This window comes from Yersinia alsatica (assembly GCF_902170305.1).
Lineage (GTDB): Bacteria > Pseudomonadota > Gammaproteobacteria > Enterobacterales > Enterobacteriaceae > Yersinia > Yersinia alsatica.
This window is the reverse complement of sequence record NZ_CABHWW010000011.1, coordinates 1-22,277: the sequence shown is the minus strand read 5'-3', so window position 1 is coordinate 22,277 and position 22,277 is coordinate 1. Positions and strand designations below refer to the sequence as shown.

Below are 22,277 nucleotides of genomic sequence, written 5' to 3'. Positions count from 1 at the left end.
CGGATATGGCGATTTAGCTATAAATCTTTAGTCATATCTCCCCATGTATCTAGCCGTGGATAGTGAAACACCAGATCGCCAAAGTGGATTTTGGCTCCGCGTGTCAGTGCCTCCAGCTCCCACCTCGTGGGCTGGATACCTTTAGCGGCCAATTCGGCTCGAATTTTGGGCAAACGAACCCGCTCTTCTTGTGTCAGGCGGGCAGAAGGCGCGGCCTCGCGACAGTGATACGGATCATAGGGGCGCTGTTTATGGTTAATAGTGGGAGTTTGCCCGCGCAAAATTGACTTAATCAGCAGCACATTGCCTTCATCATCCCAATCTATTGGGGTATTTACCGGTGAATAGGTGCTTTCAGGCGGTAATTCTGTCGGTTCAACGGTGGTTACTTCAGCAGCAAACCCACAGTTATTGACAGAACTCCGAGGCGCGCCAGAGGCGCTTTTTAAAGTCAAAAGCTCAACGTCAACGGCCTTGGCGACAATACGCCATTGGGTTGAACGGGTTTCATAAATCTTAGATTCGCCGAGATGAGGGGCATAAATGCCGATGACCTTTTGCACTTCTTCGTCATAGGCGTTAAGTTCTTCGGCCACCTTACGAGCCACCCGAATGGTTTGCTGATCGCGCGGTACGTTGGCTCCACCTTGTTGAGTGATATAGGCGGCAAAATCAGCGGTATCAGCGGCAGCACGTACCGCTTCAACCTGGTCATCGAAACTTTCGGCAAGGCTCAGGCCACGAATGCGGCGGCATTCGCGATAAGCTCCCATAGTTGGAATGCCAATTGGGTGGAATTGAGGGATGCGCCACGTTGCCGCCCAAGCGGTGACGGCAGCAGCGGTTTCAGTTAGCGGCTGGCCAGTTTCATGATCCAGTTCGCCATCCAGTGCATAACCGTCGATATTCTTGGCAATGTATTTCGCGATATAGCCAGCCGCACCGCCTTTTTTCAGATGTTTGCATTCAAAGCGATTTTTTTCTGCGCCACGTTCGTCACCATCTTCCATTAGAGAATAACGGCGCATGATGTCGATCACCTGTCGGCGTTGCTGACGCTCACAAAACAGCATCATATGCCAGTGAGGGGTGCCATCGTGGTGAGGCTCGACCACGCGCATGCCGTAAACTTTCAGGTCGTTATCTTTGAACGCTGTGCGCATCTTACTCCAGATTTTGCACAGGTAACGCTGACCATCTTTGGGCGTAAACGCCTCTTTATCCCATTTGTGATTAAACAGGACTTTCTCTTTTTCACTATTCTCTACCACGCGAGTTGGGTGGTATTTGGAAGGGGTTGTGATGGTGATGAACATGCCGACGTGTTGCATATTAGCGGCATATTTCTCAATACCGGCGATGGTATTCATCAATTCCATGCGGCGAATTTCTGGATTAGAGATACTGGCCAGCACTTTATCGATCAGATCAATACGCTCACCGGTATCAACATTTTCCAGTTCGCAGCCCTTCAGAAATTCCATATTAGACAAACGGCGCGATTGAATATCTTTAATTGCCTGCTTGCTGGCATAACCAGATTTGTGGCGATTCACTTCGCCGACGGCAATTAATAGTGCTTCCCGCCAACGAGTACGTAGGGCTTTAAGCTGACGCGTCCACCATTCATCATTGACCAATCGGGCAATAGCGGAGAAAGCGTGGCGCATGGTTAACTTACCTTTGCGATATTTACGCCAATGTAGCGGGGTAACATTTAATGACCGCGCCATGCCAGCAATATGGCCATAGAGTTTGGTTTGTGCGCTATCGTTGAATAGTGCTGTTTTATCACCATTATGTTCAGCAATATAGGTATTGCTAAGTTCTTCATAGGCAGAAAATAACTGTGCAGAAATACGGCCTGCAAATCTAACCAGTTCTTTATCATTCATGCCTGGCAGACTTAAATAAGTCTCTTCCTCGCTTAAAAAGCCAAGGGCGATATCGTGTTTTAAACCATGCTTTTGGTTTACGGTTTGAATGCGTGGCCAAATAAGCTGCATAAAGTTGAGAGCCAGATACTTATTAGCAGCTAATTGGCCTTGGTGCTTTTGTAGATTGGCATGGCGGCTGATAAACAGCGAGCGCAGGAAATACGGCAGACTGTTGATTTTATTTAAAACAGCTTGCCCCTGAAAGTATTCTTCACGGGTAAGTTGTCTTTCACGACCTATGGCTTTGCGTGGTGCATTCCACGGATAAGCGCCGACGAAAGTCTCGCGGCAACTTACCTTAAATGGCGGCGGTGGCGAGGGGGCAAAGCGCCCCCGATTAACTGAGGTCATACGCGGATATGTTTGCGTTTTATTTCTCGGATCTGCTGGCAGTGGACACAGCACTGCACCCCCGGCAATGCGGCACGACGTGCTTCAGGAATGGGAGAATCACAGTCGGCGCATATAAAAGCGGATGGCATCAGGGTGTTGGTTCTGGCTGCTGCTATCTGGTGTTCCAACTGGAGCAGTTGCAGCTCTTGAGAGTGATCGAACATATCGGGCATTTCAGATCTCCTTAAAAATCACTCTGGTGGCACTCAAAGCCACGTTGTTGAAATTGTTCGGATTCCTGACGCAGCAACTCGATAATTTCATTGCTGGAAAGCTGTTGATTGGCGGCATGGGTAGCGAGACGGTCTAAATATGAAGAGAAACTGATAGCTGCATCGGCTTTAGCCTCCTTACGTGCTTGATTCAGTTGGTGTTGGCGCGCCTGTTCAAGGGCGCGGGTATGCATATCTTGTCCTATGGTTTTATACATGTGCATGGTTATGGCCTTATTCAGGGCGTAGGAAACCCGACGGGTCATACGCCAATTAATTTAAATACGATGATTAGTTGAAATAAGCGTCAGGTTTAACCGCAGTTAAAATATCCGGTGCATCCTCGAATAAATTAAGTAATTCACGTAATGCTGCTATTAAAGTTTCCCGCCACGGGCAAGCGTCTTCTTCTAGATAGCAGGCAGGTTGATTAAACTCTTTGTGACTTAATCCAGCATGAAGAAATAGAGTTTTACGCACACTGATAGGCAGTCGTTGAATAAAGGCGACGTTGCTAATGGCGTGTTTGCGATATTTAGCAAAGTGATGTCGTAATTCATCCAACGCACTGACGATACGTTGCCGCTCGTTATCATCCATTTCCGCCAGTTGAAGTAGGGCGTGGCGCTTTTTCAATTCAGCATGAAAACAGACGGTTGCCCGGTAACGTTCAGGCATCGAGTCGTAAAAGTTGCTGGTATCCCGCCAGCGAGTGCCAGCAAAGTGTTTGCCAATAACGGCGCGCAAAGGAAGTGGCATTGCGCGAAGGTGTCCTGTTCCGAAAGCGCAGCGAATGCTCATTTACCAATCCTCCGATGAGAATCAGTAAAAGTGCCTGGTGGTGGTGCCCAACGGCGACCATCAGGGCGAATAATAATGCCTGGCTTACCTCTGCCGTGTTTAATCTCAACGCGGCCAGCATTGTGGCCTTGTTGACGCCAGAGTAATGGGGCAATTGAGATTGGGTTTTGCATATTACAGACCTTCTACGAAAGACCGGAAAAGCTTCCGGTTTGGATCAAATCGACCGTAGTAGTTAAAACTGGTATTGAGTGAAAGCGCTCTTCAATGGCATATGCAAATAGCATCAGGTCACGGACCGCTTTATTAGCGCGGCTGACAATAGCGTCTTTGCGTTTTTTGGTGAGCCGACTGCCGGATATTAATTGCAGTGATTCGCCAGCCAATTCTCCTGCGGCTGAACTGATTTTGAGAGCCTGGGTTGGAATATCAGTGGCTTCCTGCGGATTTTCCAACGGCAATGAAGGTAAGCGACCCAGTTCAGCCAGCGCACCATCCAACAGGGTGTAATTCTGCGTGGCGTGGGTGATACGCAGCAATTCCACTGTTGTCAGTTCGTGCGGCTGTGCCGGATTCAACTTATTGCGCAGTGTCTGGGGATTCATGCCAATGGTTTCGGCGACTCGCTTGATCTCGACAGTATCGGCAAAGCGTCGCAAGGCTGAATCCCAATGAGGGTGTTTGTCAGTTCCATTTGCAAACATGGCGCTAACCTCAATAATTCAGGAGAATTACCGTAATGGTTTATCGTTTAAGCGAACATCAAAATTAGACTCAGCAAGGGCACGTAAGGTCAGTTCAACCATGTTGATTTCAATTTTAGATTTGGTTTTGGGCCTACCGGTTTTTTCGCTGATGGTATCGGCTTTACGTTTGATAGTGATTCTGCCGTCTCTGACCATGTCAACCACAGTCGTTTTCGCGTGGCCAGTCTGGCGGCAGAACTCTTCAATAGGGAGGTAGGGGTTAGGAATTACAAGATTGATTGAGATCACTGGTTTCATAAGGCATTATCCCCCATGGCTTCGATAAACGATAATCGACAAAAAGTACTTATTTGAACACTTTTGAGGATGATGATGTTTATATAAAACATTGTCAATAGGTGAACGTTTAAATGAATAAAAAAAATGCTGACAGATATGATCCGAATTCAGGTGGCCAAGAAGCCATGAAGCGAATCATGGAAGCCTATGGATTTAAAACGAGAACCGAACTATCTGATTACACAGGAATTAGTAACAGCACTCTCAATACATGGTGGCGTCGCGATTTTTACCCCGCACAAGTTATGGTGTGGTGCTCACTTGAAACGGGGGCATCATTGCAATGGCTGGCTACGGGGGAAGGCCAGATGTTTGAAGATACGGACAGTCAAATTCAGAAAATTAATTTATTTAATTTAGACAAAGGGATACTTAGTGATACTGGCGCTGTTTTATTCGATAAGTCATTGCTTCAGTCTCAAAATGATCTCATTGCTGTCAATAGCGGAGATAGTACCTATATCGTAAATAAGTCATTTCAAACTGTGCTCGATGGTAAGTGGCTGGTTGAAATTGAAGGAATGAAGAGTATTCGCGATTTGGAGTTAGTCCCGGTTGGTCGCGTCCGAATTAGTGGCGGAGAGATCAAACCCCCATTTGAGTGTGCTCTGGCAGATATAAAAATCATTGGCATAGTGGAACGCGTTATTAGTAAAGCGTGATCGATTTATGGCAGGCAAGTTGGTGAGACGTCGATGGTCATAAGATCGATACAACTTATGGCGATTAAATTATGACTGATTATACAAATGACAATATTTTTGCTCCAAAGCGTGGTGGGCGATCTGCAATTCAAAGGGTAATTAAAGCCTACGGTTTAAATAAGAGAACTGAGCTTTCAGAAAGAACAGGGATCAGCATTGCTACTATAACCACTTGGTGGAAAAGAGATTTTTACCCTGCTAACTTATTGATTGGTTGTGCTTTAGAAACTGGTGTTTCACTACGTTGGCTCGCCATCGGTGAGGGGCCAATGTATGACGATGCAAAAGGCGAAATAACCTCAGTTGCTCGCTATAAAATTATCAATGGTAAATTGTTTGAAGATGGATATTGGGTTTTGGATAACTCTTTGTTATCGGTTGGAATGGCTCGGCCTAAAATTATCATCTCGGATGGAGTGACCAATTTGGTTGATTGCTCATTTGAAGATATTTCGGATGGGACGTGGTTAGTTGAGATTGAGCATAAAGCAAGTATCAGAAATTTAGAGCTTATTCCTGTTGGTAAAGTAAGGGTCAGCAGCAATGAGCTAAAGGTGCCATTTGAGTGTGCATTGACAGACATTACTGTTTTAGCCCGTGTAGATAGTGTGTTAAAGAAACTGTGAAGCCAAGTAAATAATATTAAAAACTCTATCCTTCATATATCTATGCGTATGAATAAATTCAACCCCAATCATGGTGGTCGTGAAGCGTTGACTCGAGTTCTGGAGGCATATGGATTCAAAACCAGAACAGAGCTTTCACAGCATACGGGTATTACAAACAGTACCTTTGGGACGTGGTGGAGTAGAGATTATTATCCGGCGCAGGTGATTATCTGGTGTTCGCTGGAAACCGGAGTTTCCCTGCGGTGGCTGGCTACAGGGGAGGGCCCAATGTATGATGATGCAAAAGGCGATATAACCTCACTTACCCGATATAAGATTATCAAAGGTAAATTGGTTGAAGATGGGCATCTGGTATTGGATAACTCACTGCTATCCCCTGAGCTTACTGAACCAAAAATTATCGTCTCGAATGAAACGATTAGTTTAGTTGATTACTCATTTGAAGAAATCTCAGATGGGACATGGCTAGTAGAAATCGAAGGTAAAGTTAGTATCCGGAATCTAGAACTTATCCCTGTGGGTAAAGTGAGAGTCAGTGGAACAGAGATAAAGATACCATTTGAATGCGCGTTGAACGAGATAACTGTTTTAGCCCAGGTAGATAGTGTTTTAAAGAAGGTGTAAGCACGCTGTATGGCAGTAAGAAAGTTGAATACCGGGAAATGGATTTGTGAGTGTTATCCGGCAGGTAGGGAAGGGAAGCGAGTAAGAAAGCAGTTTGCGACTAAAGGTGAAGCATTGGCATTTGAGCGCTTCACGATGGAGCAGGTAGATAACAAACCTTGGTTAGGTGAAAAGCAGGACACGCGGTTGTTGTCAGAACTGATCGAGATTTGGCATCGGGCGCATGGCATCACTTTGAGTGATGGTAAGTCTCGTCATCAGGTTTTGCTCAACATGTGCCGTGACCTTGGTGATCCGCGTGCCATAGATTTCACTGCAAAAGCATTTTCTCAATACCGTGAACAACGGCTCAACGGGAAAATATTACGTGGCACTCGTACCAAAGGCGTAACACCGCGTACGCTGAATATTGAATTGGCGTACATGCGGGCGATGTTTAACGAACTCTCCCGCCTGAGTGAGTGGCGCTACGATAATCCCCTCCGTGGTGTGCGCCAGTATCGAACTCATGAGCAAGAGATGGCGTTCCTGACCAAAGAGCAAATAGCCAGCCTTCTGAAAGAATGTGAAAACAGCACAGTACCTGAGTTGGCTACCGTTGTGCGGTTGTGTCTGGCCACTGGCGCACGTTGGTCTGAAGCGGAAAGCCTGACTCATACGCAAGTAATGCCATATAAAGTCACTTACACAAAAACCAAAGGGAAGCGCAACCGCAGCATCCCAATCAGTGAAGAATTATTTAACTCTTTGCCGAAAAAGACGGGGCGTTTATTCCCATCATGCTATGCAGCTTTCCGCACTGCACTAAAAAGAACGAACATAAAACTACCAGATAGACAGTGCTCACATGTTCTACGTCACACTTTTGCCAGTCACTTCATGCAGAATGGCGGAAATATCCTAGTATTGCAGCGAATCTTAGGACATACCGATATCAAAATGACGATGCGTTATGCGCACTTTGCGCCTGAGCATTTAGATGATGCATTAAGATTAAATCCTTTCATGTAGATTATCAAAATGCGTGATATTTCGAGTGATAAATGATGAGTGAGAGTATCAAAGTGCTTAATGAAAAAGAATCTTTGGATGACTTCCTTTCGCGTAACAGAATTGACCGAGAACAGTATAATAAAGCAAGTATTGAATGGGATGACTTGCTAAAAATAGGATTAGAACATCAGAAAAATTTCTCTTTACTATCTGATACCGCGGCCTTTCTAGCAAAAGTTTTGCAGCAAGGAAAAGGTGTTCATTCAGTGCGTTGGCGCGTAAAAGATGCTGAACATCTTATGGAGAAAATCATAAGAAAGAAATCTGATGATAGTGATAAATACAAAGACATTACTCATGAAAACTACAGCGAAAAAATTACTGATCTAATAGGTGTTAGAGTATTGCATTTATTTAAAGAGGATTGGCCACACATACATGATTATATTATGAGTAAATGGAGTACTCACGAAAAACCTATCGCATATATAAGATCTGGAGACCAGTCTGAAAATAGTATATTTGAAAGTAAAGGTTGTGGGGTAACAGAGCATAATGCTGGATATCGCTCAATTCATTATATTATACCCACTAGACCTATGAATCAAAATATATATACTGAAATTCAGGTTAGAACACTTTTTGAAGAAGGATGGAGCGAAATAGACCATAAGGTTCGTTATCCTAATTTTTCCGATAATGAATTAATTGCATACTTTTTGAAGATTTTCAATAGAATGGCTGGAAGTGCTGATGAAATGGGTTCTTTTGTTCTTGGATTGAAGAGTTCAATAGAGGATTATCAATTAATTCTTGAACAATATAATGAAGAAAAACAAAATAGCATCGCAAGAATTGATGAATTAATATCGAAACTAGAACAAGAGAAATTAATAAATGGAACACAATCTAGCGAGCTGAGCGAGTTAAAAGCTGAACTAGATAAATTAAAACACAACGATGAATTTTACTCTGATATTAAGGGAAATCCATTAACAACAAAAATCACAATAAGAAAATCCGATGACATTTTTAATGACCATAATATAGCAGATGTTTTAAGAAAATATACAAGTGAATGGAGTATATTACATGATTCGTTTTCTCCTTTAAAGGGAAGTATAAACATTTTATTAAAACAGCTCCGAGATACTACCCCGATCACTAGATATAGTGAAATTTATAAAGATACACTGAAAAATTTAGCAGCAGAAGATTATATTCAGTCTGCTGCAGAAAATGATAATCTTGAACAGCCAGAACAGCCAGAACAGCCAGAACAGCCAGAACAGCCAGAACAACAAAAAAAGTCTAGGAAACCACGAAAACCTAAAAAAGATGATTGAGAAGAATACTAGGCGCCTTCACTAATCGAGCGATTAAATTGGCGACAAAATGGCGGTAGAGCTTCGCAAAACTCATAGTTTATCGAACTTTGCCGTTTTTTATCTGGTTGATTTGTAAGTAAATTATTGATTTTGAAAACCTGTTAGATTTACTCTTAATCAATTGGTCGCAGGTTCGAACCCTGCACGACCCACCAACAGAATCAATTAGTTAGAATTAACCTCTGGTTTTAAATCTATTCCATAGGATATGTTCTGGACACCATTATTAAATATCGCATCTATTTATTAGGTTCGTTTATTTATATTATTTGGCGAGGATGAACATATCTCCTAGTATGCATTAAATCACAGCACTATAAGTTATCTATTATTTTACTATTAAAGCTGAATAGCTTGATTTATTGTTATTAACACATAATTATTTTATTTCTGCTGGTTTTTTTCTGCTATTTTTATCGAATCACGGCTCTGAATTAGCAATGAACTAAATCCTGCTTTCTGGTTTTCTTCGAGGGAGTATGCCTTCCCTGGCGGAGTTTCTTCCATTTCTAACTTCATAAACTTGTGGTGTGGTATTGCACTATTGCAAGTCATCCGAAAAATCCACGCATAGCTGCGTTTTCGATGGTATATACGCTCACCAGAGCAAGGTAAGCGATGATTGTCATGAGACACCAAGCTGTCTCCGGTATTCTACGTTTCATGATGTGTTACTCCCAAAGCTAGATTCAGCCATCAGGCTGATACATAAGATTATGGAAGGTTGTTTTAGATACTGCCACTACAAAGACATACTTTGTCGATATTGCCGTTGAAAGACCCCTTTTCACAATAAAATATCGGCCCTATAAAAAATATGACGTCTTGAAAGGCGAGAAAGAGCCGTGCATTCGCTCGACTCTTTTTAGTGCTTATTGAAAAACAAAATGAATGGCCCCAGCAATCACTAGTAGAAACGCTGTATATTGTAAGTAGTATCCCGACATTGATTTCATATTTGCCCCCTTTAGCATCATCACACTTAATGAAGCAATATTTGCGCCAAATATAATTAATTGAAAAATAGCATAATTTATTTTTTCTCAATAAATGAATGCCTCTAATTAGGGCGTTGGCACTATTTGGGAGCAAATTAGGTGCACAGTATCCGGGGAGTTAGCCTCCCCAAGAATGGGTGTTTCTAGAAATAGGTCGTGAAGTGCGGGTTGGTTCTTATTCGAGTTTTTTAACGGAGAGCAAAAATATCATTGGCCGCTCTTTTTCTTCATCCAATGCCGGACAATCAGCAATTTGCTGTGCTGTTGGTCCCCACTCATTTAAGTGTGTAATCGTAAATCCTTGCTTAATCATAAGATTAATATAGGTTCCTAGCGTTCGATGCTGTTTGATGACTCCCTCGGCTAGCCAATTTGTTATCCGTTCACCTTCAGCTTGATAACTATTTATTGGCCATGATTTCTGTCCATCATCTGCAATTAACCAACCTGGCTGTTTGGGGGAGGTATAGATAGGGTGTTCTGCAGTAAAAATAAAACTGCCTCCGGGTAGCAAAGTGTTATAAACCGCTTCTAGTAGGGTGGGTAGTGATTTTATATAATGCAACGTTAGCGAACTATAAACTAAATGGTAAAACTGCTGTGGTAACTGAGTATTTTCCAAATCCTCCTGACGATAAACAATATCTTTGTCAGTGGTCATTTCTTTAGCTCGGTTTAACATTTTCTCCGAAATATCTACTCCCAAAATGTCAGTTGCGCCTTGCGATTTTGCATAACGGCAAAACCAGCCATAGCCACATCCCAGATCTAGTACTTTTCGCCCAGATAGGGGCGGTAAGATTTGGCGAATTGCCGGCCACTCTGGCGCTCCATCCAAACCATCAACTGAACGGCTAAGTTTGGCATAACCTGAAAAAAAAGCCTGATTATCATAAATATTCTGTGTCATCTATTTTTCCTTATAAATAGACTTCTTATTGTTCAATAAAAAGCTTGGGCAGTTTAGCATTAATAAGATGCGATTAGAAAAGTGAGCAAGATCTCAGAATGTTATCTTTGTTTAGCAATAATCCATGGAGGGATAATATTGTTCCGATAGTTAAAAGTATTTGAAGTAAGGCTCAGATAGAGTTAATGCAATTAGGATTGTGCTCTTTATCGATAAATAGACTAAACTTTGTACAGCTCGCGTTAGCGAATTATTGTTAACCGTTCTGAAAAGATAGTTTTCTGTTTGGCGTTCTCAAAGACTGATAAAGCACGCATATACTGCCGGAGTAGTCTGTTATATGCCAGAGAGTAGTGCTTTATCCCTGACTAGCTGCTTCTCTCGAAGGAGATAGCGATGACTCCCGTACAAATACTGATTATTCTGGTGCTAACACTTTTTGCGTTATACCGTCAGTCGGTCAGTCACGAGGTCTTATTAGGCCCTGCTCGTTTTAAATGGGCCTGGGTTTACGGGATGGTCGGTCTGGTAGTGGGTGGTACATATATGCCAACTACAATGACTTCCTGGGTAGTTTTAGGTAGTGGTGTCCTGTTTAGTATTATCATCGGTGTTTTACAAGGTCGCCTCATCGAGATCTGGCGTGAACCTGATGGGCTTATTTTCTGTAAAGGAACACCTCTGACCATGACTTTATTCCTGCTGCTCGTTGGGTCTAAATGGATTATTGGCACACTGCAGTATCTTTATAATCAACCAACGGAACAAGGCGGGTTTGGTGAGATTCTGATAATGATTGCTGTAATGGCTGCATTTCAGGTTGAAATCGTCAGACGTCGAGTCCGGGCCTTATATCCGGATAATCCGATTGACTCATTACCGGAAGGGCGATAACAAAATCTTCTCTCAGCTAACAGTCAAGGATTGGCTGCTAGCTGATATAGATGTGAAATCAACTCTCCTAAGAGACTGAATATCAATCGACAATAAAAAGTCTGGCACCTGAGGTTGTTGATGAACGGTGTGCTTCAGCATGATCAGCAACCTGATAACTCATCCCTGCCTTTAATACAAAAACGCGGCCATCATCCAATTCAGTGCTTAATTCCCCTTCGAGACAGAGCAAAATATGCCCTTTGGAACACCAATGGTCTGCTAGGTATCCTTCACTGTATTCAACCATACGAACTCTAATATTGCCAAAGTTCCTGGTCTGCCAGTAAGCAACACCTTGCTCTCCTTTATGTTCGGTTTTATCTACTGCCGACCAATCGGTGATACCAAATGGAATATCCACTATATTCATTTAAAGCCCCTATTTAATACAGACTGACCAATTAAAAATTAACGCAGATTAAAAGGAATACACAGTCTATTACTTTATTGCCAGCCTAATCTTTATAAAGTGGGCCATACTATGGGGTATACAGTAAAATGGAATCATCAAGCCTATGAAAAATCCGACGATTTTCCAGTTTTTCCATTGGTACTATCCCGATGGTAGCAAGTTATGGCAGGAAGTCTCTGAGCGGGCAGAACATATTCACAATATTGGCATTAATGTTGTCTGGCTGCCTCCTGCCAATAAAGGGGCCTCAGGGGGATACTCAGTAGGTTATGATACCTATGACTTGTTTGACCTAGGTGAATTCGATCAAAAGGGGACTCAGGCAACAAAATATGGTGATAAAGATGGGCTGTTGAATGCGATTAACCGATTGAAGGAAATGGATATCAAGGTGCTTTTTGACGTTGTATTCAATCACAAAATGGGCGCTGATGAAAAAGAGCTGGTAAGTGTCCGTAAAGCTAATCCTGAAAATCGTACCGAAATTGATGATGAAGTTATCGATGCCCAAGCTTATACCCGTTTTACATTTCCGGGTCGCCATGAGGCTTATTCATCATTCATCTGGGATAAACAGTGTTTTACTGGTGTTGATTATATTGAAGACCCCACTGATGAAGGCATTTTCAAGATTTTAAATGACTACAGCGATGAGGGTTGGAATACCGAAGTGGACGATGAATTAGGTAATTTTGATTACCTAATGGGAGCGGATATTGACTTCAGAAATCCCGCAGTCATGGGGGAGCTAAAGTATTGGGGCGAATGGTTGCTCGAAACTCTGCCAATTGATGGTTTCCGGCTGGATGCAGTGAAGCATATTCCCGCGTGGTTCTTTAAAGAATGGATCGGCCATGTACAGAATAAAGCGGAGCATGATTTACTGATTATCGCTGAATACTGGTCGCCGGATATTGAAAAGTTACAGCTGTATTTAGAGCGGATTGAAGGTTCTGCAATGCTATTTGATGTTGCGCTACACCATAAATTTCATGCGGCCTCAAAACAAGGTGAAGATTTTGATCTGACCCAAATCTTCAATGGTTCGTTAATTGAAGTCGATCCGATGCATACAATAACGTTGGTCGCCAACCATGATACTCAACCACTTCAATCCTTGGAAGCACCCGTTGAGCCTTGGTTTAAGCCTTTAGCCTATGCATTGATTTTAATTCGTGAGCAGGGAATCCCATGTGTCTTTTATCCAGACTTGTTTGGTGCTAACTATGAAGATACTGGGGATGATGGAGAGACTTATCAGATAGAAATGCCAGTTATTCCTGAATTGGAAAAACTGATTCAAGCCCGACAACGTTTTGCCCATGGTGCACAGAGTGACTATTTTGATGACAAAAACTGTATCGCTTTTGTTCGCGCAGGTACGGAAGAAGATCCCGGCTGCGTAGTCATTCTTTCTAATGGTTCTGAGAATGAAAAAACAATCTCACTTGGAGAAGGTTTAAAAAATAAAGAGTTTGCTGATTATCTGGATAACCACCAGGCTATTATTACGACTAATGATACTGGCGAGGCCGTATTCCCGGTGAACGGCGGGAGTGTCAGTCTTTGGGTGCTTAGAGAATTACTGTCATAAATAACATGCATAGCATTCGTATAGAATCAGAGATAAGGGTGCCTTGGTATAAGAGCTAAGTCTGTATGACTGACCAGAACTTAGCTCTTATACATTATTTTCCTAACTTACTGATGGTTCATTAATATGAAAGAAACGGATGACTTGGCGCAACTCAGCACCTTGCTCTGTTAATGACTGTGCTGCCGCCGCAGCTTGCTCAACCAGGGCTGCATTTTGCTGTGTAACTTGGTCCATCTGTTCGACGGCAATGCCTATCTCTTGGATACCAATATGTTGTTCTTGTGAGGCGGTAGATATTTCACCCACTATATGCGCAACTTTGCCCACAGAATCTACAATTTCGCCCATAGCCTGACTGGCATGATCGGCGCGTTCTGAACCTGCCGTAATTTTTTCAACAGTGCCGACAATCAATTGCTTAATTTCTTTCGCGGCATTTGCACTTTTTTGAGCTAAAGTTCGAACTTCACTTGCCACCACAGCAAATCCTTTGCCTTCGTTGCCTGCTCTAGCTGCTTCAACTGCCGCATTTAGCGCTAATATATTGGTTTGGAAAGCAATGCCTTCAATGACCGCAATGATATCAACAATCTTTTTCGAGCTGTTGGATATTTCCTGCATACGAAGTAGCATTTCATCCACAATAATTCCACCTTCAGTGGCCGTGGCGGCGGTATTTATGGCTAATTCACTTGCTTGCCGAGCATTATCAGCATTCTGGCGTACAGTTTGAGTCAATTCTTGCATATTTGCTGAGGTCTGAATTAATGAAGACGCTTGTTCCTCGGTACGTTGTGATAAATCAGTATTTCCTTGGGCAATTTGGTGCGAGGCAACAGAAATTGATTCGCTACCGTGCATGATTTCATTAATTGTCTTCTTCAACTGCTGATTCATTGTATTTAGGGATGCCAACAGACTATGGTTATCTCCTGATCGCAGTTTTATTTCAGTTGATAAGTTACCTGCGGCAATATGACCCATAATTTCTACTGCATAAGCAGGCTCTCCGCCCAATAAACGTGATAAGTTTCGAGCAATGACAATAGCAAGCACGGTCGAAATGAAAACAGCAAAGAGTAATAAGGCGAGCAGTACGTTTTTAGCGGTATTAAAGCTTTGTTGGCCTTCTGCCGCTGCTTGCTCTCCGCCTTGAACTTCAAGTACCACCAACTCAGCTAAGTCTTTCATTAATTGCGTGCGAAATTTTCTGGAGGTATCTCCGCTTATCTTACTTGCTTCAGCCAATTGGTTATTATTAACGGCATCAATAACAATATTATTAGCTTGAGAAAAATGGTCAAAATCTGACATTATTTTCTTGAATAACTCCGAGTCATTGTAACCTTCCGGTAGTTTCAAGAATAGATTTTGTGCTGCACGAAAATTATCCATGGCCTGCAAAATCTCCAGACGATGACCTTCACGTTCTTTTTCTGTTGAGGAGGCGATATATTGCACCTGTTGCAGCCGCAGTTCAGCTAAAACTCCACGCATTTCCAATGCATAGCGAACCCCTGGTAGCCAGCTGTCGCGATAGGCTTCTAGCCGAGAGTTATTACTGCTTAACTGCGACAACGCTACAGCACCAAGCAATAGCATCATTAGGATAACAACAGAAAAACCGGAGAGTAATTTTGTCAAAATGGATAGGTCGGAGAACTTTTTCATGATCACTGCATTTATTAAATTTAGGTGCAATGTATAACGGCAAATGAAATGAATTCTTGATGTAATAAAACTACTTAATTTAGTTTTTTAAGTGTTTTGTTTTATATCTAAAGTTCAGGTAAATGTTACTTAATAGAAGAGGGGTAATCAGAGCTCATGCCAATTCTAGATTATTAATCTGGCAATTCGCCGTATCTCAATGTTGTGTACTTGATTGATGACTGACTGATAAAAATGTTACTCACAATAATTAACGAACAACCAACCTGGCACTAATCTTAATGATGTTTTCATACCGCTATTTTTTGCCCTTCTATCATTTTCAGTTCTCTCTCGCTAACGTGACTTAATCGTTTTTAAGGAATGTGCTAAGCTCGAATCATCAAAACTTTAGGTGGTCAATTATGGTCTTTGTCATTCTTTGGTTTGCTATTGCAGGATTAAGTGAGTACTTGGTGTGGGGCTATCCGCTATTGGCGGTATTACTTGCTCTACTTTTTGTGGTGCTTGGCGGATACTGGATTTACCGAATCAGAAAAATTCAGGTAAGTGATGAACCTTCTGATGAGGTCAGATCAACGTCAATCAGTAATCTAAACCTGACTTTTTCAGTGGTGCTGCTGGCGATTCACGCAGTTATTTTGTTGCTAGTTCGCTGATCGGACCCGGTTTCATGGCATATCCCGCCATTAACTGTGCCACTGGCCCCATGCGGATATGAGTATCCAGGCAGCAAGAACCCAACATAAAACGGCGGCCAATAGAGCTATGGGTAAACGTAAGTGAGCAATGAAAAAATAAAGTGATATCAGATAGATAAAGTAAGGAATTATCGCCCATAAGCCGAATATAATTGTTATGCGTAATGCTTGGATGCTACGCTCACTGCCCACAATATAATGTGCAATAAGAGCAAACGTCGGAAACAGCGGGATTAGGCCAGCAATATAGTAATTACGTGTTTTCGATAATATCCCAATCAGTACCACAACTCCGGCACCGATCAATGCTTTCAGCAGCAGACCCATTATTGTCTCAAACATATCAAAAATGTAAGCTACCAATAAAGTATATTATCTTGAAAGAAAAGAAAATTCTTTATCGGTAGCAGCATTACATCAAGATTTCACACCTATCTCGCGGCTATTATTGACGATAACCGTTCTTAATTTGAGCCAGAGTATTGGTGAAAACTTCAGCTTGAGCAGGGTCTTCAATACCGGCGATGGAGCGTTCGATATTTAAGATTACTTTCCCAGCATCGGCTTGGCCGATCGCTTTTAGCAGCAGGGTCATCGTTGCTTTCAAACAGGCAACTTCATTTGCTAAAGTTTCTGGGTCAGCAGAAGTGGTAAAGTCTGGATTACTCATTTTTTTTCCTGAAGTTGTAGCTTACCTGCGCACAAGGAGACGTGGGGAACCCAGTATCACAGTGAACATTAGCGGCATTATTAAACAGTCGTTTCATTATATCATAAACTGATGATTAGCTTTGATAACCTGTGCGTAATTTTAAATAGACAGCCCGAGCAATGGTGTTGTCGATGGTGGTAGGTAGCGGCAGCTATACTCAGTCAATGTTTTCACTCGCCACGCTTTAACTTAATTAAGTCAATTTTGTTCATAAAAAACATATCCATTTTCTTGGTATGATTTGTGTCAAAAAACACTCATTTTGATAGTAAATGAGATATAAACAATAAATAAACAACTAAGAATAATTCCTATGCCAGAAAATAGTGCAGAATTATCTGATTGTTAGTTTTATCAATATGTTGTCTCAGTCTGCCTAAAAAATTACTTTCTAGTGTTAAGATTTATTTTTTGTATGAATATGTGGGCGACGCCGAGAAAAATCTTAAAAAAACTTTTCTTTTCTATCATGGTATTAATTGATATGCCTGCGATTTTATGTACATAGTCAAAATGATGATGAAAATAATATCTGTCAAACAATATAGATATGAATTTGCAATTATTCTGTATTCATTCTTTGGTCGAAAACAAGTAATATCATTAGCGTAAACAAAGTGTGATTAGGTTACTCCCTTATTTTTGGAGAATTTTCTTTGATTAGCGTTCTTCTTGTTGATGACCACGAACTGGTGCGCGCAGGGATACGACGCATTCTTGAAGACATCAAGGGTATCAAAGTTGCGGGCGAGATGCAGTGTGGGGAAGATGCGGTAAAATGGTGCCGTAGCCACATTGTTGATATCGTTTTGATGGATATGAATATGCCCGGTATTGGTGGGTTGGAGGCTACCCGCAAGATTTTGCGTTTTTCTCCAGATACTAAAGTTATCATGCTAACCATTCATACAGAGAACCCATTACCGGCGAAAGTTATGCAAGCTGGAGCCAGTGGATATCTGAGTAAAGGCGCGGCCCCTCAAGATGTGATTACCGCAATTCGTGCGGTTCACTCAGGGCAACGTTATATCGCTTCTGATATTGCGCAACAGATGGCCTTGGGGCAGTTGGAGCCCTCAACAGAGACTCCATTTAGTTGTTTGTCAGAGCGTGAATTACAAATTATGCTAATGATCACGAAAGGCCAGAAAGTGAATGAGATATCGGAACAACTTCACCTGAGCCCCAAAACGGTGAATAGCTATCGTTACCGGATGTTTAGTAAGCTTAATATTAGTGGTGACGTTGAGCTGACCCACTTGGCTATTCGCCATGGTCTGTTTAACGCGGAGACGTTGTCTAATAGTGACTGATTGTTTTGATTCTAAAGAGTTTTTAAAAACTGTCACCAGCCAACCTGGTGTTTACCGCATGTATGATAAAGCGGGCACAGTTATTTATGTCGGCAAAGCCAAAGATCTTAAGAAACGCCTGACGAGCTATTTTCGTGCTCATGTAGCAAGCCGCAAAACCGAGACCTTGGTCAAGAATATTGCTCAGATCGACGTGACTGTCACTCATACAGAGACGGAAGCGCTACTGCTTGAGCATAATTATATCAAGCTTTATCAGCCTCGTTACAACGTGTTGTTACGTGATGATAAGTCGTATCCACTTATTTTCCTAAGCGCGGATAAGCATCCGCGTCTAGCCATTCATCGTGGTGCAAAGCACGAAAAAGGCGAGTATTTCGGGCCATTTCCCAATTCCTATGCTGTCCGAGAAACTCTGGCACTGTTACAAAAACTTTTCCCTGTAAGACAGTGCGAAAACAGTGTTTATCGCAATCGTTCGCGCCCGTGCCTACAATACCAAATCGGTCGTTGTTCTGGGCCATGTGTATCCGGCCTGGTGAGTGATGAAGAGTATCAGCGGCAGGTTGATTATGTGCGCTTGTTCCTATCGGGCAAAGACCAACAAGTATTGACACAACTCATTTCCCGTATGGAAGAGGCCAGCCAATTACTTCATTTTGAAGATGCTGCACGTATTCGTGATCAAATTCAGGCGGTACGCCGAGTGACAGAACAGCAGTTTGTTTCTGGCGACAGTGAAGATCTTGATGTTATTGGTGTGGCATTTGATGCGGGATTAGCTTGTGTTCATGTGTTGTTTATCCGGCAAGGCAAGGTGTTGGGAAGTCGAAGCTATTTCCCCAAAGTGCCTGCAGGAACTGAACTGAGCGAAGTTGTTCAAACATTTGTTGGGCAGTTTTACTTGCAAGGCAGTCAGGGCCGCACGCTCCCAGGCGAAATTTTGTTAGATTTCACGTTGGCGGAAAAAGATCTGCTGGCTTCTTCTCTTTCTGAACTGGCGGGAAGAAAAATCCAGATTCAAAGCCGGCCACGCGGTGATCGCGCTCGCTATCTCAAGCTTGCGCGCACCAATGCTTCAACTGCGCTAGTTACACGTTTGTCTCAGCAATCAACTATTCATCAGCGTATGAAAGAGTTAGCAAAAATTCTTAATCTCGATGAAATAAATCGGATGGAATGTTTTGATATCAGCCATACGATGGGGGAGCAAACAGTGGCATCTTGTGTGGTATTTGATGCAAATGGCCCTGTACGTTCGGAATATAGGCGCTACAATATTAGTGGCATCACGCCCGGTGATGATTATGCGGCGATGTCTCAAGTGCTTAAACGTCGATATGGCAAAGCATTAGATGATAAAAAAATTCCTGACGTTATCTTTATTGATGGCGGGAAAGGGCAGTTATCTCAGGCTTTTGAGGTTTTTGCCTCATTAAATGTGCCGTGGGATAAGCAAAAGCCTTTATTAGTCGGTGTTGCCAAAGGAAGTGATCGAAAGGCTGGGCTAGAAACATTGTTTCTGGCAGCGGAAGGCGAGGGCTTCTCGTTACCACCGGATTCGCCAGCATTGCATTTGATCCAGCATATTCGTGATGATTCTCATAATCACGCAATAACCGGGCATAGGCAGCGCCGCTCAAAAGTAAAAAATACGAGCGCATTAGAAATGATAGAGGGAGTTGGCCCTAAACGGCGGCAAATATTGCTCAAGTATATGGGGGGACTGCAACCTTTACTTAACGCAAGCGTCGAGGAAATTGCAAAAGTGCCGAGTATTTCACAAGCATTGGCAGAAAAAATCTACAATGCATTGAAACACTGAAGCTAATGTTGCACCATACTCATAATATCCACACCAGCCAGATAGTTATCGTAGCATTATGCAATTGAATATACCGACTTGGCTTACCCTGTTTCGTGTTGTACTCATCCCATTCTTCGTTCTGGCATTTTATCTGCCATTCGTTTGGGCCCCGATGGTTTGTGCCATCATATTCGTGTTTGCAGCAGCAACCGATTGGTTTGATGGCTTTTTAGCCCGCCGCTGGAAACAGACAACCCGTTTCGGGGCTTTTCTTGACCCTGTAGCGGATAAAGTTATGGTGGCCATTGCCTTAGTGCTGGTTGCTGAACACTATCATGTCTGGTGGATTACTCTGCCAGCAGCGACTATGATTGCCCGTGAAATTATCATTTCCTCTCTTCGAGAGTGGATGGCTGAAATTGGCAAACGTAGCAGTGTTGCAGTCTCATGGATTGGCAAGGTAAAAACAACGGCTCAAATGGGCTCATTGGTGGGGTTACTTTGGCGTCCAGACCATAATGTTGAGCTGGTGAGTTTTGTTCTACTCTACATCGCTGCGGTACTGACTTTCTGGTCAATGTTTCAATATTTAAACGCGGCATGGAAAGATTTGCTCGAACCTTGATCGAAGCGCCGCAAAAAGCAGCAAACGAACACATTAGTCAGATAATTTTATTGACTCATTGCGTCAGGTAAGTAGAATGCATCGCATCAGACGGCAGCAACGAAATGTCGAAAGATAGCAAAAGAATCAGTAAGTTCTGATGTTGCGGGAATAGCTCAGTTGGTAGAGCACGACCTTGCCAAGGTCGGGGTCGCGAGTTCGAGTCTCGTTTCCCGCTCCAAATTAGTAGGTTGGCGATAAGCGAACCTCAGCAGTAAAGGCAAAGAAGAATAAGGCGCGTTGGCAGAGTGGCCATGCTACGGATTGCAAATCCGTCTACCTCGGTTCGACTCCGGGACGCGCCTCCAGTTTTCCAGAGCCCGGGTGGTGAAATCGGTAGACACAAGGGATTTAAAATCCCTCGGCTTATGGCTGTGCGGGTTCAAGTCCCGCCCCGGGCACCATGGAAACAAATCTAAGTAAAACAAAGTAGTATGAGTATGTCGTTAACCGCCGTGAGGCGGTTTTTTTGTGCCTGAGATTTGAAAGTGGCAGCAGAGTGACTACAAAATGACTACATTGTGTCTACGGCACTTTTCACACTCTCAAGGCTGCACCCTGCGGCAAGCACGATAAACTGCCAGTTATCCCCAATAAGATATTAATTACACCGAATTTTAATAATAAAAAAACCTGCAATTTGCAGGCTTCTTCAATTACATCCACAACACGCCTTGATTCCCTTTAGGGTGGGGCGGTACAGCATTAATTATTCCCGGCTCCATTATCGTATCAACGATAGTTTCATGGGTCTTAAAGGTTTTGCCGCAATTAATATTTGTGCACTGGTGATAGCGTTCTTTAGTTTCGTCACTAAGGTAACGGCTGGATCTCGCGTGTGCTGCAAATTTACAGCGCGGGCAATGCATCATACTTACCTCCGAAACTGCATATTCAGGAATTATGCTGATCTTATCACCAGCGTTCGCATTTGTGAAATAAATATCAACTAGTTGAATATTACAGGGCTTCTGCTTCATAAGTGACATCTGACAACAATACTTCGAGAGACAATTGGGTGGTGTAACCGCTGTTACTCAGGTTGTGCGATACCTTACTGATTATCCAGCTCTGTTGGTCTATCACGGATTTAAAGCCACTGACGGCAATCGGCGTTTCAGGAAATAAATCAGCGCGCCCCATGGCTAAGGTGATAGAGAATTCAGCCACACCTCGCTGTAACTTCTCCCATTTAGATTGAGCGGCACGCATAGCCGCTTTTTGCGTGGCGTAAACTGTGGTGATAGCAAAAACGTTATCCTCTGACCCCACCAGATAATCCCCTTGCTTTTCCTCCACCGGTTTTTTCACTGTCGCCGCTTTGGTGCGGGTTGGTTTAGCTTTCGGGTGTTCCAGTGCGCGGAGCTGTTTAAACTTCGGCTTACGTTGCAGCTTAACCTTTTTCGGCTTGGCCGGTTTCGGGTCTTTGGTGTGCAACCAACTGGCACTCACGCCGGTATATGCACCCCGGTCAGCAATACTGAAGCTGTGCTGGTCGCCATCTTGCCGGGTGAGGGTCATTTGCGGGATAGGTTTACCGCTGGCTGTTACTCCGCTGCCCGGCTTGATAAACAGCAAACGCCCGGCTTTGACAGCAGCCACTGCGCCGTTTAGCGAGGCTAATCGGGTGATAAATTTGGCGTCCGTTTCTTGCGTTTGGTCGATATGGGAAATAGCGATATCCGCCAGCCCCTCGGCCAGCATCGCTTTCAGGTTGTTACGCTCGGCCACCTGTGCTACCACTTTCCCCAGCGTGGTTTCATGATAAGAGACTTCACGCCGGGCATTGAGAGAGCCGCGAAAATCCGCACTGCGGGCGCGAATGGTCA

Annotated in this window: 25 protein-coding genes and 3 tRNA genes; 14 read left to right on the top strand and 14 right to left on the bottom strand. The window is 43.2% G+C overall.

The annotated features are described in order from the left end of the window. Positions 1 to 17 precede the first annotated feature (17 nt). From FTA96_RS06825 to FTA96_RS06800, 7 genes are all read right to left on the bottom strand, one after another. Positions 18 to 2,288, bottom strand: coding sequence for a replication endonuclease (locus FTA96_RS06825; RefSeq protein ID WP_145573464.1), 2,271 nt, complete (start codon positions 2,286 to 2,288; stop codon positions 18 to 20). Beyond that, positions 2,285 to 2,503, bottom strand: coding sequence for a TraR/DksA family transcriptional regulator (locus tag FTA96_RS06820; protein ID WP_145573462.1), 219 nt, complete (start codon positions 2,501 to 2,503; stop codon positions 2,285 to 2,287). Before FTA96_RS06820 ends, FTA96_RS06825 begins: the two co-directional genes overlap by 4 nt. Positions 2,504 to 2,514: 11 nt before the next feature. After that, positions 2,515 to 2,760 (bottom strand): DUF2732 family protein, encoded by a 246-nt coding sequence (locus FTA96_RS06815; protein WP_391592625.1) that lies wholly within the window; start codon positions 2,758 to 2,760, stop codon positions 2,515 to 2,517. 73 nt (positions 2,761 to 2,833) lie between these two features. Beyond that, positions 2,834 to 3,343 carry a replication protein B gene (locus tag FTA96_RS06810; protein WP_235897440.1) on the bottom strand — a complete coding sequence of 170 codons (510 nt, stop codon included), beginning with the start codon at positions 3,341 to 3,343 and terminating at the stop codon, positions 2,834 to 2,836. Next, positions 3,340 to 3,516, bottom strand: a complete 177-nt coding sequence (locus tag FTA96_RS23245) for a hypothetical protein (RefSeq protein ID WP_172666515.1) — start codon at positions 3,514 to 3,516, stop codon at positions 3,340 to 3,342. Before FTA96_RS23245 ends, FTA96_RS06810 begins: the two co-directional genes overlap by 4 nt. A 12-nt stretch (positions 3,517 to 3,528) precedes the next feature. Further along, positions 3,529 to 4,047: a phage regulatory CII family protein gene (locus FTA96_RS06805; protein WP_050095194.1), complete on the bottom strand. Its 519-nt coding sequence runs from the start codon at positions 4,045 to 4,047 to the stop codon at positions 3,529 to 3,531. A 27-nt stretch (positions 4,048 to 4,074) separates the two neighbouring features. Continuing rightward, positions 4,075 to 4,347, bottom strand: a complete 273-nt coding sequence (locus tag FTA96_RS06800) for a hypothetical protein (protein WP_071985028.1) — start codon at positions 4,345 to 4,347, stop codon at positions 4,075 to 4,077. Between the two features lie 113 nt (positions 4,348 to 4,460). Here FTA96_RS06800 and FTA96_RS06795 point away from each other — a divergent pair, with 113 nt between their 5' ends. From FTA96_RS06795 to FTA96_RS06775, 5 genes are all read left to right on the top strand, one after another. Next, entirely contained in the window at positions 4,461 to 5,051 is a 591-nt protein-coding gene (locus tag FTA96_RS06795; RefSeq protein WP_004708304.1) for a phage repressor protein CI, read from the top strand. Positions 5,052 to 5,122: 71 nt separating this feature from the next. Further along, entirely contained in the window at positions 5,123 to 5,719 is a 597-nt protein-coding gene (locus FTA96_RS06790; RefSeq protein ID WP_134957622.1) for a phage repressor protein CI, read from the top strand. A gap of 48 nt (positions 5,720 to 5,767) precedes the next feature. Then, positions 5,768 to 6,346 (top strand): phage repressor protein CI, encoded by a 579-nt coding sequence (locus FTA96_RS06785; protein ID WP_235897438.1) that lies wholly within the window; start codon positions 5,768 to 5,770, stop codon positions 6,344 to 6,346. A 9-nt stretch (positions 6,347 to 6,355) separates the two neighbouring features. Further along, on the top strand, positions 6,356 to 7,357 hold the full coding sequence (locus FTA96_RS06780; RefSeq protein ID WP_145573459.1) for a phage integrase: 1,002 nt from the start codon (positions 6,356 to 6,358) through the stop codon (positions 7,355 to 7,357). A gap of 32 nt (positions 7,358 to 7,389) precedes the next feature. Then, positions 7,390 to 8,685 (top strand): nucleotidyltransferase family protein, encoded by a 1,296-nt coding sequence (locus tag FTA96_RS06775; RefSeq protein ID WP_145573458.1) that lies wholly within the window; start codon positions 7,390 to 7,392, stop codon positions 8,683 to 8,685. A gap of 1,215 nt (positions 8,686 to 9,900) precedes the next feature. Here the strand turns inward: FTA96_RS06775 and FTA96_RS06770 are convergent. Then, a complete protein-coding gene (locus FTA96_RS06770) occupies positions 9,901 to 10,635 on the bottom strand; it encodes a class I SAM-dependent methyltransferase (RefSeq protein WP_145573456.1) in 735 nt (244 codons plus the stop codon). Between the two features lie 396 nt (positions 10,636 to 11,031). Between FTA96_RS06770 and FTA96_RS06765 the strand changes: the two genes are divergently transcribed. Continuing rightward, entirely contained in the window at positions 11,032 to 11,529 is a 498-nt protein-coding gene (locus tag FTA96_RS06765; protein WP_050107491.1) for a hypothetical protein, read from the top strand. 82 nt (positions 11,530 to 11,611) lie between these two features. Here FTA96_RS06765 and FTA96_RS06760 read toward each other — a convergent pair whose 3' ends face one another. Further along, positions 11,612 to 11,941, bottom strand: a complete 330-nt coding sequence (locus FTA96_RS06760) for a DHCW motif cupin fold protein (protein ID WP_050107489.1) — start codon at positions 11,939 to 11,941, stop codon at positions 11,612 to 11,614. A 145-nt stretch (positions 11,942 to 12,086) separates the two neighbouring features. On the opposite strand from FTA96_RS06760, the gene amyA reads away from it, so the two are divergent. Continuing rightward, positions 12,087 to 13,577 (top strand): alpha-amylase, encoded by a 1,491-nt coding sequence (amyA, locus tag FTA96_RS06755; RefSeq protein WP_145573455.1) that lies wholly within the window; start codon positions 12,087 to 12,089, stop codon positions 13,575 to 13,577. Positions 13,578 to 13,679: 102 nt separating this feature from the next. On the opposite strand, the gene FTA96_RS06750 is transcribed toward amyA, so the two are convergent. Beyond that, positions 13,680 to 15,251 (bottom strand): methyl-accepting chemotaxis protein, encoded by a 1,572-nt coding sequence (locus tag FTA96_RS06750; protein WP_145573454.1) that lies wholly within the window; start codon positions 15,249 to 15,251, stop codon positions 13,680 to 13,682. A 404-nt stretch (positions 15,252 to 15,655) separates the two neighbouring features. On the opposite strand from FTA96_RS06750, the gene FTA96_RS06745 reads away from it, so the two are divergent. Then, a complete protein-coding gene (locus FTA96_RS06745) occupies positions 15,656 to 15,910 on the top strand; it encodes a hypothetical protein (protein WP_050107483.1) in 255 nt (84 codons plus the stop codon). A gap of 30 nt (positions 15,911 to 15,940) precedes the next feature. Here FTA96_RS06745 and FTA96_RS06740 read toward each other — a convergent pair whose 3' ends face one another. After that, positions 15,941 to 16,279 carry a GlpM family protein gene (locus FTA96_RS06740; RefSeq protein ID WP_050107481.1) on the bottom strand — a complete coding sequence of 113 codons (339 nt, stop codon included), beginning with the start codon at positions 16,277 to 16,279 and terminating at the stop codon, positions 15,941 to 15,943. 118 nt (positions 16,280 to 16,397) lie between these two features. Next, positions 16,398 to 16,622, bottom strand: coding sequence for a DUF2594 family protein (locus FTA96_RS06735; RefSeq protein ID WP_050107479.1), 225 nt, complete (start codon positions 16,620 to 16,622; stop codon positions 16,398 to 16,400). A gap of 698 nt (positions 16,623 to 17,320) precedes the next feature. On the opposite strand from FTA96_RS06735, the gene uvrY reads away from it, so the two are divergent. The 6 genes from uvrY (at position 17,321) to FTA96_RS06705 (ending at position 20,852) form a co-directional block, all read left to right on the top strand. Continuing rightward, complete coding sequence (gene uvrY, locus FTA96_RS06730; RefSeq protein WP_050107477.1) at positions 17,321 to 17,977, top strand: UvrY/SirA/GacA family response regulator transcription factor; 657 nt, start codon at positions 17,321 to 17,323, stop codon at positions 17,975 to 17,977. Then, a complete protein-coding gene (uvrC, locus tag FTA96_RS06725) occupies positions 17,970 to 19,802 on the top strand; it encodes an excinuclease ABC subunit UvrC (protein WP_050107475.1) in 1,833 nt (610 codons plus the stop codon). Before uvrY ends, uvrC begins: the two co-directional genes overlap by 8 nt. A gap of 58 nt (positions 19,803 to 19,860) precedes the next feature. Further along, positions 19,861 to 20,409, top strand: coding sequence for a CDP-diacylglycerol--glycerol-3-phosphate 3-phosphatidyltransferase (pgsA, locus tag FTA96_RS06720; RefSeq protein ID WP_145573452.1), 549 nt, complete (start codon positions 19,861 to 19,863; stop codon positions 20,407 to 20,409). Positions 20,410 to 20,553: 144 nt separating this feature from the next. Continuing rightward, positions 20,554 to 20,629 (top strand) — tRNA-Gly (locus FTA96_RS06715). 53 nt (positions 20,630 to 20,682) lie between these two features. Next, positions 20,683 to 20,756 (top strand) — tRNA-Cys (locus tag FTA96_RS06710). Between the two features lie 10 nt (positions 20,757 to 20,766). Beyond that, a tRNA-Leu gene (locus FTA96_RS06705) sits at positions 20,767 to 20,852 on the top strand. Positions 20,853 to 21,104: 252 nt separating this feature from the next. Here FTA96_RS06705 and FTA96_RS06700 read toward each other — a convergent pair. Then, complete coding sequence (locus FTA96_RS06700; RefSeq protein ID WP_011192198.1) at positions 21,105 to 21,320, bottom strand: DNA-binding transcriptional regulator; 216 nt, start codon at positions 21,318 to 21,320, stop codon at positions 21,105 to 21,107. A gap of 88 nt (positions 21,321 to 21,408) precedes the next feature. Next, the coding region (locus tag FTA96_RS06695) for a contractile injection system protein, VgrG/Pvc8 family (protein WP_145573449.1) at positions 21,409 to 22,277 on the bottom strand (869 nt) is incomplete at its 5' end.